The following is an 11,951-nucleotide window of genomic DNA, read 5'->3' as shown; positions in this document are numbered from 1 at the left end:
GCGTGTCGCGTGGCACTCGGTGTCGGTGCCTGTGGATGGTTGCTACCGACGGTAGAGGGAGACCCCGATGGGCTGAACGAAGGATGGGATGGCCTTCGTGGCCGTGTGTCGCTGCGCTCCGTGAGCGGCAGCGGAAAAGCGCAGGTTAACGGCTGGAACGAAAAAATCCGGGTGGAGTTCACCGGCCGGTCATCTCGCGATGCCGTGCCGGGAACTCCACCCGGAGTGAGTGTTCGACGATCAGCCCAGCGCGCTCTGCGCTGCCCGCAACCGTTCCGCGATCGCTTGCCGGGACCCTGGGGTGAAGACGATCAGTGATTCCCGGCCAGGACGCTCCTCCATCAGCCACCGGCCTTCGGCGGTGTCGACGAAGTTGACCGGTTTGGGAATCCGCCTGCGGGTCCCGTTGGGCGGACGGACCGCTACGTACAGCGCACCGGCACCGGTGTGTTCCGCCTTCATGATTCGCTGGATCTCCTTCAGCGGAGACGCCTGCTGGTTGCGGTTCGGCGCGGACTGCATGATCGAGCCCCGCGGTTCGTCGCCTCCCGCGACCTTTCCGCTCTCGTACTCCGCCCGGCTCGTGACGAGTGTCTGTCCGGAGGGAGTCCGTGCGGCAGGGACGATGTCGAGGAAGGTTTCGAGCAGCAGTTCCGGTCGCTGCCGGGTGACCGCGATGTTCGACTGGCCGCCGACGCGCACGAGCCCGAAGCCACCACCGTTTCCGCTGCCCACCAGCGCGGAGAAGTTGGCCGGGCTGCCGTCCTCGAACTGGCCGTTGAACCATCCGTAGTACTCGAAGTGCGGATGGGAGATGGAATCGATCAGCGCGAGCAGATCGCGGTCCATCCCCCGGGGGCCCATCAGTCCTGCCTGCATCAGCCCGGCGTTGACCTGCTCGTCGAGCTTGCGCTGGTCTTCCGGCACGTAGAACGCCGCGGTTTCACCGATGGCCTGGTGTGGTTCCGCGCCGCGTCGCCGGATGAGGTTGCACAGCGTGTAGGCCGTGAACGTCACCGGCCGGTCGAGAGTGATCACTGTGTGGGCCTCATTCACCGATCACGGGGGGCACGGTCAGCTGGTCGGACCCGAAGAGTTCGTTGTTGTCCTCTTCCACCAGGTACTTCGTCTGGTGCTCCTGGTCGTCCTCGCCCTTCTTGCCACCGCCGCGGGCTCCGCCCATCCCGCCCATCCCGGACGATCCGGCCTTGCCCGCTGCGCCGGCGGCGCTCATCCCGGAACCACGCATGCCGCTGCCTGCACCGCCACCGGCGCCTTCGGCGGCCGCACCGGAGCCCATGCCGCCTGCGGCCCCGAACCCGCCCGGACCGAACCCGGCCGAGCCGATCCCGCCTGCCCCGGATCCGGAACCACTGCCGCTGCCACTGCCACCGGGCCCGAAACCGCCGCCGCCGACGCCACCGGGACCGAAGCCACCACCGCCCGGCCCGAACTCATGGTCCATCGACGGCGGCACGTAGCTCGACGCCGAGGTGTTGTCGTTGGGCGGGGTGAAGCTCGGAGTGTCGGTCTTGGGCGTGTTGAACTTGGGGTTGTTGGCCGTCGGTGTATCGACCTTGGGCGTGTTCGTACTGGGCGTATTGAACTTGGGCGTGTTCGCGCTGGGCGAGAAGCCACCCCCGCCGCCACCGCCGATGCCGGCCCCGCCGGGCCCACTGCCGATACCGCTGCCACCGGGGCCGCCGGGGTTGCCACCGCCGTCGGAGATGTTGTTGCCCTGCCAGTTGTTGTACTGCGGCATACCACCGGCGTTCTGGTTACTGGAACCGTAGTACGCGGTGTACGCCTGGACGTTGGTCTGGCTGTCCTGGTTGTACTTGTTGATCTCGTCGTCTTTGTCGCTCCACGGGAAGTGGTCGGACCACCCCATCGACGGCGGATCGTCAGGCAGCTTCTGCACCTTGCCGTGCACGTCGTGGAACGCGTCGATCTGGTTGGTGATGAACGACCGGCTCGTGCCGAGGTTCTTGGCGGAGTCGTCGTGCCACATCTTGAGCGCGTTCGCACCGCCTGTGGCGGCTTCGGCACTGCTGCCTTGCCAGGCGCCGCCCATTTTCTTGTTCAGCGCATCGATCTGGTTGGCCCGGTCGGTGTGCGTGCGCTGGAGAGTTTCCGCGGATGACTTGCCATTGTCGAGCGAGTCGGTGCGACCCTGGCTGATCTTCGCGTAGATCGTGTGGGCATCGATCGACCCACCGCCCACGTTGGCCTGCAGGTGCTGAGCACTCGGCCCGCCGCTGAAGAAGCTGGTCGCCGCGCCGACCAATCCACCGACCGCACCACCGATGAGAGCGCCCTCCGGCCCGGCAATGGCACCGATCGTGGCACCCGTTGCCGCGCCCTTGGCTGTCTCTTTCAGCATGCCGCCGCCGCTGTCCCCATTCCCCATGATGAGACTCTTCCTTCCGGGCCTGCTACCGATATGTAGAGGTCATGACGCTGTCTTGAGATGGTCGATCATTGCGGCTGCGACGCGCGCGGTCAGAGTGCACGGATCAGCCTTGTTCGGTCCTTCCGTGATCGTCAGGGTGACCACAACGGCAAGCTGGTCGGTGACGCCTACGGTGAGGGCGCAAGATCCTCTCGTCCGGGCGTCGGATTGGGATGCGTAAACGCCCGGGTAGCCCTCGACAGTGGTCGGCTCGAAATACGCCTGCTTGGGCTTCAACGCGTAGGTGTCGCTCAGCCCGTTCTTGTTCGGCGTCAGCGGCCCGATAGCTACCTGATTCCCGCTGGTCCTAGGGGACGTCCAGTGGCAAATGGGCAACTGCTGCGAAGTGTCTAGCTCGCCTGGCGATTTGAAGCCCACCTTGGTGGCGTCATCGGGTCCGAGTGCACTGCACGGGTCGCTGATCAGTTGCTGCGTCGGCAGCGACGCGGGAACCTTCGGTGCACCCGAGTTTCCGCCCGGTGAGGCGCTGGTGCTTGCGGGCGGCTCGGCAGTGCCTCCGGTCTCCCCACTGCAAGCGGTGAGTAAACCGAGGACGGCGACGGCTCCGGCGGCGAGCCGGGCAGTGCGGTACGGCATGTGCTGCTCAGGCTCCACTCTTGGTGTCCATCTTTTCGCGCTGTTCCTGCTCATTGACACTGATCTTGTTCTTTGCCGCCCGGAGCGCCGTGATGTAGTTGGTCGCATAGTCGACCATGTTCTGGTGCTCGTCCTGCAAGGATTTACCCGATGGGTTGGCTCCCTGTTCGACGAAGGTGTGGCTGGCCACTTCGTCTGCTGGTGGCAGCACACCTGCGATTATGTCCGCGTCCGCTTTGTCCTTGATCAGCTCATCGCGCAGATCTTCCCACTGCTTGATGACCCCGTCGACCTCGTCCTCGCTGAACTGGTAGCCGCCGGCTTTCCCGTAGCCGCCTACCATGATCGGTGCGACCGGTGGGATATCGGACATCGCGCAAGACCCCCTTGAACCCGTTCTCGCTCCTCTTCCGGCGAGATCAGCAGCTTGGATGGTAACGCACCGCGGTTGGTTCCCGCTCGATGTTCGGAACCTTCCAGGCTGGTGCGCACGAGGAGCTGACCCCGTTGTCGTCCGAGTAGGTTAGCGCAGGTCAGGGCGCGATCAGCGGCGTACCCGGAAAAGCCGGAAGCCGGTGCCCGCCCCGCGCAGGGGGCAGGCACCGGCTTCCGGTGGTTCGGGAGGTGCTCAGGCCGAGGCGGCCTTGACCTCCAGGCGTACGTCCACCTTCACGTCCGGGTGCAGACGGGCGTTGACCGAGTGCTTGCCGACCGTCTTGATGTGCTCACGCAGTTCGAGGACGCGCTTGTCGAGCAGCGGGCCGCCCTGCGCCTTGATCGCGTCGACGATCTCGGCTGCGGTGATGGAGCCGAAGAGCTTCTTCGAGCTCCCCGCCGCCTTGCCGGTCACCTGGATCGGGCCGAGGCCCTCGAGCGTCGCCTTGATCTCCTTGGCGTGGTCGAGGTCGCGGATGCGGCGGGACTCCTGTGCGCGCTGGATCGTGCGCACGTTCTTCTCCGCACCCTTGCTGGCCACGATGGCGTAGCCGCGCGGGAGCAGGTAGTTACGGGCGTAACCGTCCTTGACCTCGACGATGTCGCCGGGGCCGCCGAGGTTTGCCACGTCGGTGGTGAGAATGATCTTCGCCATGACTTGGGCTCCCCTCAGCGCGCGGTCGACGTGTAGGGCAGCAGGGCCATCTCGCGCGAGTTCTTCACCGCGATGGCGATGTCGCGCTGGTGCTGGCTGCAGTTGCCGGTGACGCGACGGGCACGGATCTTGCCGCGGTCGGAGATGTACTTCCGCAGCAGGTTGGTGTCCTTGTAGTCGATCAGTTCCGGACGGCCCTTCTTCTCGGCCTTGCAGAACACGCAGACCTTCTTCTTGGGCTTACGAATGGGTGGCTTGGCCACTGTGTACTCCTGGAATCAAATCTTCGGGTAGAGAAAGAGATCAGAACGGGGGCTCGTCGGAGAAGCCGCCACCGCCGCCACCGCCCGCGGGCGGGGCAGAGCCCCACGGGTCGTCGGCAGGTGCGCCGCCACCGCCACCGCGGTTGCCGCCGCCTCCGCCGCCGAAACCGCCGCCACCACCGCCGCCACCACCGCCGAAGTCACCACCGCCGCCGCCACCGCGGCTGACCTTGTTGACCTTCGCCGTGGCGTAACGCAGCGAGGGGCCGATCTCGTCGACCTCGAGCTCGACGACGGTGCGCTTCTCGCCTTCCTTGGTTTCGAACGACCGCTGCTTCAGCCGCCCCTGCACCACGACGCGGGCACCCCGCGTGAGCGATTCGGCGACGTTTTCCGCCGCCTGCCGCCAGATGTTGCAGCGCAGGAACAGCGCCTCGCCGTCTTTCCACTCGCCGGTCTGCCGGTCGAGGGTGCGCGGGGTGGACGCGACGGTGAAGTTCGCGACCGCCGCACCGGACGGGGTGAAGCGCAGTTCCGGGTCGGAAGTCAGGTTCCCGACCACGGTGATGACGGTGTCTCCAGCCACGGATGGCGTCCTTTCGGATCAGGCCTTGGCGGGCGCGGGCTTGGCCGCGGCGCTCTTGACCTCGCGGCGCATGACCTTGGTGCGCAGGACGGTCTCCTGCAGCGACAGCTGCCGGTCGAGCTCCTTGACCGCGTCCGCGTCGGAGTTCAGGTCGAGCAGCGCGTAGATGCCCTCGGCGTGCTTCTTGATCTCGTACGAGAGCCGGCGACGGCCCCAGACGTCGACCTTCTCCACGCTTCCGCCCGAATTGCGGATCACGTTGAGGAAGTTGTCCAGCGTCGGGGCGACCGTGCGCTCGTCGAGCGTGGGGTCCAGGATGACCATTACCTCGTAATGGCGTGACACAACCACTCACCTCCTATGGGCTCTGCGGCCACGGACAATCCGTAGCAGGAGGGTTTGTCCAGGTAAGCGTACCCGGCGCGGTGCACACTCCGGTGCGGCGGGTGCCGCGGACGGGTGCCGAGGTCAGGACACCCGGCGCAGCACCCACGTGCGGACCAGGCCCGCGGTGACCCCGGCCAGCACGATCACCGCGAGCAGCATCGGCAGCTGCACCTCGGAGCCGCCGCCGTGGGTTGCCAGCGCCTCGGCGTTGCCTGCGTTGCGGATGTCCGGACCCTGCCCCTGCGGATCCTGCCCGGCCGGTCCGGTCGAGGTCTGCGGGATCGCGCCGGAGCCGGGCAGTGCGCCGCCGTTGGGGTAGCGCGCGCCCGGGGCGATCGCGGTGCCGGGGGTGGCGGTCGGGATGGAGCCGTAGTCGCGCGGCGGCACCGTGCCGGTGCTGCCCGGCTGGTAGCTGCCGAGCGGGGAGTTGTCCGGTGTGGAGTAGCCGCCGTGGTCCGGTGCGGTGCTGGTGGGCGTACTCGACGACGGCGCCGAGTAGTTCGTGGCCACGGTGGTCAGGCCGCAGGAAGAGGTGAGCTTCTTCTCGATCGCGGCGAGCACCTTGTTCTGGGTGTCCGGCAGCACGCCGAGCCCCTTGGCGCCCTTGAGGTCCTTCGCCACGACCGTGCCGATCGCGTCGCCGCCGATGGTCCCGCCGGAGGAGTCGGGGATCTGGCCGACCGTGAGATTGCCCTTGTCCGCGATCGTGTCGGCCAGCGAATCCGGCCATACGGTGAGGAAGTTGAACAGGCCGACCTGCTCCTGCGCGGCCTTGCGGACGACCTCCTTGACCGCCGTGCCCGGCACCGCGACCGTGTCGCCCATGCTGCCGCTGACCGCGCCCGTGCACTCGCCTGCCAGTGTGGTCGCGGCGGACGCGGTCCCGGTGCCGAGGAAGGTGCCTCCGGTGACGAGGGCGGCCAGCGCGGTGACAGTGAGTGTTCGACGAGTTCGCTGCCAGGTGGGGGTCTTCCGCACGAGCACAATCCTCCGGGGTCCGCGGGCGTGGGTCATTGCATCAGGAACAACGAGCCGGTACCACCGAAGATACTGGTGAGTCGGACTAACCGGCAGCGGCCATCCGGCGGAGCACCCAGGTGCGGACCAAACCGGCGCTGACTCCGGAGAGTGCCAGAACCGCAATCAGTACCGGCCAGTCCAACCCGTTCGCGTGATTGCCGTCGGTGGTGGGCAACGCCTGGGCCTGCCCCGCGTTCTGCACCGTCCGATCGCCGCCGGCAGGGGCGCCATTCGGGTTCGGGAGGCCGTACTGCGGCGCGTAGCCCGGGATCTGGCTGCCGTAGCGAAGTGCGGGCGACGGGCTGAACAGTCCGGCCATCGCCATCGGGATCCCGCTGTAGTCGCGCATCGGGGCGTAGCCGGTCGAGGAGCCGAACGGCAGGCTGCCGAAGTTCGGCACCAGCGAGGACAGCGGTCCGGCACCTCCGCCGGTCGGCAGCAGCGGGCTGTTGACGCCGGGGATCGGGTTCTGCGCGGCGGGGTCACCGCCCTGTTGCGGGGCGCCACCGGAGGGCGGTTTCTGCGGGTCGGGACCGGGCTTCTGCGCAGCCGGTGCACCGCCGAGTGCCTTGTTCGCCGCGGAAAGCCCTTGCTGTGCGGTGTTCGTGGTGCCGGAGACCGCGCCGTCCACCGCGCCCGCGACCGGTGCGCCGACCACCGGGACCGGTGAGACGACGGTGTCCACCACCTGCACCGTGACCTTGCAGACGGTACCGAGCACCGCGTTGACGGTCCCGGTCAGCACCCCGGAGGCAGTACCGACCACACCGAGGTCGAGCGGCAGGCCGAGCAGCGGCGTGGTCCCCTTGACGTGGTCACCCGGCTTGGCCGTGATCGTGGCGCCACAGGGTGCGGTGCGGGTGTCCGCCGAGGCGGTACCGGGTGCGGCCAACGCGGCCGAGCCGGCGAGGACGAAGGCCGCGGCGCTCAGCGCGGTGGCCCTCCGTGTCCGATCCTGCATGGCCGTCGACCCCTTCGCCGCCTTCGACTCCCTGCCAAGGACAACGACGGTAACGAACACGAGTGACGCCCGCCGCCTGTCCGATGTCGGGCAATCGGGTGGAAACGGACGGTTCGGGGATGACCGGCGTCAGGCGGGCTTGCGGCGCAGCCACGCACGCACCAGCGCCGCGGCCACGATGGCCAGCGCGAGCACGGCGAGCAGCAGCGGCAGCCGGTCCGGTGCGGCCGCGGCAGGCAGCGCCTGTGCGGACCCGGACTTCTTCTCGTCGACCGTCGGCGGCACCGGGTTCTGCGGCAGCTGACCCGGGATGACCTGGGTGACCACCGGAGCCTGCACGAAACTCGCGGGCAGCATCGCCCCACCGGTGCAGATGCCGGAGATCGAGTCGAGGTCATCCGGACCCACGGTCTCATCGGGGTTCGGCGTGCTGCCGGGGTCGGGCGTGGACCCGCCCGGCGGTTCCGGCTGCGGCGGTGGTTGCGGTGCGGGGGGCTCCGGGGTTTCGCCCGGCGGGGTGACCGGCACCTGTTTGATCAGCTGCTGGGTGGTGTTGCCGACGCCGTTCACCGTGTTCTGCGCGACCGGGCACACCGTTTTCGCGGCCACGTCACCGACCGCCGGAGTCTCCCCGACGCGGAGCGTGCGTGCGACGTCGCCAACCGGCACGGTGAGCAGCGGGTCTTTTCCGTCCGCCTGCTTGGCCTTCGAATCGAGGCCGACGGTGACGCGGTCCGGCGCGTTCAGCGGGGCACCCGCGTCGAGCGCGAGACCTTGTCCGTCCTTGTCGTTTTGCAGGGTGGCCGCGCAGTCACCGTTGAGCGTGGGACTCGGATCGGGCGTCCCCGGATCGGCCATTGCCGTGTTCGGGAAGGCGAGAGCCGCCGACAGCACCGGTATCGCGAGAGCGATACCCAGTGACAACTTTCGGCCAGCGTACTTCCCCATGCGCCCCTCCGTCGGCCCGAACTGGATCACGGAACGCGCTCACGGTACTCCACGAGCGTGACCAGCTGGGGGCGAAGGGGGCGATTCACTCGGGGGTAGCGTCAGGGCATGCAGATTGGCGCCCATGTCCGCGACGACGATCCGCTGGCCGCCGTCGCCGAGCGAGAAGCCGACGTCGTCCAGTTTTTCCTCTCTGACCCGCAGGGATGGAAGGCTCCGCAGCCGCATCCGCACGGCGAGACGATCAAGGAATCCGCGGTCGAGGTCTTCATCCACGCGCCGTACTTGATCAACGTCGCGTCGCTGAACAACCGGATCCGCATCCCATCCCGTAAGAACGTGGCGCAGCACGCGAGCGGGGCGGCGGCGATCGGCGCGAACGGGCTGATCGTGCACGGTGGGCACGTCGGCGCCGACGCCGAGATCGAGGACGGCCTTGCCAACTGGCGCAAGCTCTTCGAACGCGAAGCGGACAAGGGCGGCTTCGCGGTGCCGGTCCTGATCGAGAACACCGCGGGCGGTGACCACGCGATGACCCGCGAGCTCGACGTCATCGCCCGGTTGTGGGACCGGGTCGGGGAGTTCGGCGCCGGGTTCTGCCTGGACACCTGTCACGCCTACGCCGCGGGATGGGACCTGTCCACCGCGGTGGAACGGGTCATCGCGATCACCGGCCGGATCGATCTCGTGCACTGCAACAACTCCCGCGACGAGTTCGGCTCCAACCGCGACCGCCACGCGAGCGTGGTCGACGGCGAGGGCACGATCGATCCGGAGCTGCTCGCCGAGGTCGTGCGCAAGGCCGGTGCACCGGTGGTGGTGGAAACCCCCGCGGACGGACAATCAGCCGACATCGCTTACCTGCGCAAACAGCTCGGCTGAGTGGTCCGGCCTGCTCGGCCGCGCGGTCCGGCAGGCGGCGCCGCTCAGGTGGAGCCTGCCGTCCCCGGGGACCCGGTGATGGCCCGGGTGTTGCGGCGGCTGCGCAGACCCGGCAGCCGCACCCGGTCCCTTGCGCGTTCGAGGACCCCGCCGGCCGGGTCGTCGTCGCCGGCGAGGCGGACCAGGTCGGTGCGGGGGCGGTAGATCTCGCGCAGCACCAGTACGCACAGCCCGACCACGGCCAGATCGCGGACCACCACGGTGGCGAGGAACCAGCCTTCCGGCAGTCCTTTGTGGTCGATGCCGAGGTAGTAGAACATCCGCGGTACCCAGACCAGTGCGTCGAGCACCATCCAGCCGAGCAGCGGACGCCAGCGCGGGATCGCCAGCACCGCCAGCGGGACCAGCCACAGCGAGTACTGCGGGCTCCACACCTTGTTCGTCAGCAGGAACGCAGCGACCACCAGGAAGGCGAGCTGACCGACCCGCGGGCGCCGGGCCGCGGTCAGCGCGACGTAGCCGATGCCCACGCAGCAGGCCACGAACAGCACGGCGACCACGGTGTTCAGCACGGCCGGTGTCTGTCCTTTTTGGAGCACGCCGTCGAAGCCCGCCCAGCCGGTGGTGTGCGAGACCACGGTGTAGAGCGAATCCGGGTCCATCGGGCGCAGTGCGTTGAGCCGGAAGAACTCCCACCAGCCGCGGGTCGCGACGAGGATGAACGGGACGTTCACCACCAGCCAGGCGAGCACCGTGAAGAGCGCGGCTCTGCCCCACGTCCGCAGCTTCCCGGCCCGCAGGCACAGCACGAACAGCACACCCAGCAGCAGCAACGGGTACAGCTTCGCCGCCGCGCCGAGGCCGAGCAGCACCCCGGCGACCTCCGGCCGTCTGCGTGCCCACGCCAGTATCCCGGCCGCGGTGCATGCGGTGGCGATGGCGTCGAAGTTCGTGAACGTGTGCACCAGTACCAGCGGGGAGATCGCCACCAGCACCGCGTCCCACGGCCGGCGTCTCGTCGTCCGCCCGGTCGCCCACACGGTGACCAGCCAGGCCAGCGCGAGCCAGAACGCGGTGATGTTGAAGTACACCGCCACCGGCAGTGCACTGGGCAGCCAGCCGGCGTCGGCGATCGTCAGCCAGCCTGCGGTCAGTTTCGCGTTGATCCACTGGAACAGGCCGGTGACCACCGGGTACTCCATGTACCGGGTCTGGTCCTGCGCGGTCTGCGAATCCTCGCGCCACGAAGAGACGTACGGGAACGTGCGCGGATCGTCGAGCTTCTCCGAGCTGTAGAGCGGGACGATGTCCGAGTAGCACATCGCGACGAACGGACGCCCGGAACGCCAGTCGAGCTGGTTCGCGCCGCTGGAGTCGGTGTACTGCTGGATGCACGAGGCCTTGCCGAACCAGCACAACACCAGCGCGAGTACCGCGAGCCCGAGGCCGACCCGCTGCGGCGACCAGAACCAGTGCCTGCCCACCGCGGCGTGCTCGCCGAGTGCGCCGCCGACCGGTCTGGTCGCCGCAGCCACCAGCGGGTCCTGCCTGCTGGGCGCGATCCGCTCCGCCGGGGTCAGCGTGCGGACAGCCGGATCCGGATCGACGGCTGCGGGGATGGACTCGTCGGGCACGCCGCGGATGCTATCGGTCCGCGAGTGGGCTGCCCGTCATTTCGGATCGGCGTAAAACCCGGCAAGCACCTCGAACGCGGCACCGAGGGCCACTGCCTCCTCGTCGAGATCGCTCACTTCCAGATCGATCCGCTGCCAGTACGGCACCGGCAGCAGATCCCGCAACTGCTGCCCGACCGTCTCCCGGTACACCTCCGGCGCCGCGCGGATGGTCCGTCCGAACAGGACGATCCGCTCCAGATCGAGAACCTGCACCAGGTCGGCGAGCCCGATGCCGAGCAGCCGGGCCGCATCGTGGCGGGTGGCCGCGGTCTGGTGCATCACCTCCACACATCCCCGTCGGCCGCATGCGCAGTGCGGACCGGCGTAGGCGATGGTGGTGTGCCCGAACTCACCGGCGTTCGTGCGCGGTCCGCGGTAGACCCGGCCGTCGATCAGCAGCCCGACGCCGATCCCGGTGCCGACGAGCACGACCGCGGTCGCTGCCGGTGTCTCCTCCGGCCAGGAATGCGCAAAGGCAGCCGCGTTCGTGTTCTTGTCCAGGATGACCGGAAGGCCGGTGCGTTCGGCAAGCAGATCGCGCAGCGGGACGTCGTGCCAGCCGGGCATGTTGGTCGCGTCGCGGAGTCGGCCCTGGTGATGGTCGAGCGGCCCCACCGCGCCGACACCGAGACCGAGCACGCGCACCGGATCGACGTCGCCGAGCAGCCTGCGGACGGCGTCGGCCACCGCATCCACCGCCTGCTGCGGGCCGAATCCGACCGGCAGCGAGCCTTCGACGAGATCCTCCACCTCGCCGGTCAGCCCGGTTCGCAGCACGAGGAAACCATCGCGGTCGAGCTGGGCACCGAGTGCGCAGCGGGCGTCGGCGCGCAGCCGCAGCAGGGTGCGCGGTTTGCCGACCCCGGCGGCTGCCTGCCGTTCGACGTCGAGCAGGCGTTCCGGCAGCAGATCGGCCACGATCTTCGACACGGCCTGCTGGGTCAGCCCGGACCGTTCGGCCAGTTCCACCCGGCTGAGCCCGCCCGCGCGCAGAATGTGCCCGAGCAGCAGCGCCCGGTTGTGGCGGCGCAGCCCACGCAGGTTGGCGCCGGTTTCGGTCATCCGGGGATCCTCCAGGAGAGGTGGCTA

Annotated in this window: 14 protein-coding genes; 1 reads left to right on the top strand and 13 read right to left on the bottom strand. The window is 68.7% G+C overall.

The genetic code is table 11. The features are described from left to right. Positions 1–240: 240 nt before the first annotated feature. From ABD793_RS08530 to ABD793_RS08480, 11 genes are all read right to left on the bottom strand, one after another. A complete protein-coding gene (locus ABD793_RS08530) occupies positions 241–1,038 on the bottom strand; it encodes an ESX secretion-associated protein EspG (protein WP_344857343.1) in 798 nt (265 codons plus the stop codon). 10 nt (positions 1,039–1,048) lie between these two features. Further along, positions 1,049–2,410: a hypothetical protein gene (locus ABD793_RS08525; protein ID WP_344857341.1), complete on the bottom strand. Its 1,362-nt coding sequence runs from the start codon at positions 2,408–2,410 to the stop codon at positions 1,049–1,051. A 42-nt stretch (positions 2,411–2,452) separates the two neighbouring features. After that, positions 2,453–3,067 carry a DUF3558 domain-containing protein gene (locus tag ABD793_RS08520; RefSeq protein WP_344857339.1) on the bottom strand — a complete coding sequence of 205 codons (615 nt, stop codon included), beginning with the start codon at positions 3,065–3,067 and terminating at the stop codon, positions 2,453–2,455. Further along, a complete protein-coding gene (locus ABD793_RS08515) occupies positions 3,057–3,422 on the bottom strand; it encodes a hypothetical protein (protein WP_344857337.1) in 366 nt (121 codons plus the stop codon). The genes ABD793_RS08520 and ABD793_RS08515 overlap by 11 nt, the downstream gene beginning before the upstream one ends. A 255-nt stretch (positions 3,423–3,677) precedes the next feature. Beyond that, positions 3,678–4,139, bottom strand: coding sequence for a 50S ribosomal protein L9 (gene rplI / locus ABD793_RS08510; RefSeq protein WP_344857335.1), 462 nt, complete (start codon positions 4,137–4,139; stop codon positions 3,678–3,680). Between the two features lie 14 nt (positions 4,140–4,153). Then, positions 4,154–4,402 (bottom strand): 30S ribosomal protein S18, encoded by a 249-nt coding sequence (rpsR, locus tag ABD793_RS08505; RefSeq protein ID WP_003098744.1) that lies wholly within the window; start codon positions 4,400–4,402, stop codon positions 4,154–4,156. A 40-nt stretch (positions 4,403–4,442) separates the two neighbouring features. Further along, positions 4,443–4,988 carry a single-stranded DNA-binding protein gene (locus ABD793_RS08500; RefSeq protein WP_344857305.1) on the bottom strand — a complete coding sequence of 182 codons (546 nt, stop codon included), beginning with the start codon at positions 4,986–4,988 and terminating at the stop codon, positions 4,443–4,445. A gap of 18 nt (positions 4,989–5,006) precedes the next feature. After that, entirely contained in the window at positions 5,007–5,333 is a 327-nt protein-coding gene (gene rpsF / locus ABD793_RS08495; protein WP_344857303.1) for a 30S ribosomal protein S6, read from the bottom strand. Positions 5,334–5,456: 123 nt separating this feature from the next. Next, positions 5,457–6,359, bottom strand: a complete 903-nt coding sequence (locus ABD793_RS08490; protein WP_344857300.1) for a hypothetical protein — start codon at positions 6,357–6,359, stop codon at positions 5,457–5,459. Between the two features lie 79 nt (positions 6,360–6,438). Continuing rightward, entirely contained in the window at positions 6,439–7,356 is a 918-nt protein-coding gene (locus tag ABD793_RS08485; protein ID WP_344857298.1) for a hypothetical protein, read from the bottom strand. A 129-nt stretch (positions 7,357–7,485) separates the two neighbouring features. Next, the gene (locus tag ABD793_RS08480; protein WP_344857296.1) at positions 7,486–8,304 is read right to left on the bottom strand and encodes a hypothetical protein; all 819 of its coding nucleotides are present in this window, start codon (positions 8,302–8,304) and stop codon (positions 7,486–7,488) included. Between the two features lie 108 nt (positions 8,305–8,412). Here ABD793_RS08480 and ABD793_RS08475 point away from each other — a divergent pair, with 108 nt between their 5' ends. After that, positions 8,413–9,186: a deoxyribonuclease IV gene (locus tag ABD793_RS08475; protein ID WP_344857292.1), complete on the top strand. Its 774-nt coding sequence runs from the start codon at positions 8,413–8,415 to the stop codon at positions 9,184–9,186. Positions 9,187–9,230: 44 nt separating this feature from the next. Here ABD793_RS08475 and ABD793_RS08470 read toward each other — a convergent pair whose 3' ends face one another. Further along, positions 9,231–10,820, bottom strand: coding sequence for a glycosyltransferase family 87 protein (locus ABD793_RS08470; protein ID WP_344857290.1), 1,590 nt, complete (start codon positions 10,818–10,820; stop codon positions 9,231–9,233). Between the two features lie 36 nt (positions 10,821–10,856). After that, entirely contained in the window at positions 10,857–11,924 is a 1,068-nt protein-coding gene (locus tag ABD793_RS08465; protein ID WP_344857287.1) for an ROK family transcriptional regulator, read from the bottom strand. Positions 11,925–11,951: the final 27 nt, after the last annotated feature.

The sequence above is a fragment of the Amycolatopsis ultiminotia genome (genome assembly GCF_039536925.1).
GTDB classification, from domain to species: domain Bacteria; phylum Actinomycetota; class Actinomycetes; order Mycobacteriales; family Pseudonocardiaceae; genus Amycolatopsis; species Amycolatopsis ultiminotia.
The sequence above is the reverse complement of the archived record's forward strand: the minus strand, read 5'-3'. Positions and strand labels throughout refer to the sequence as shown.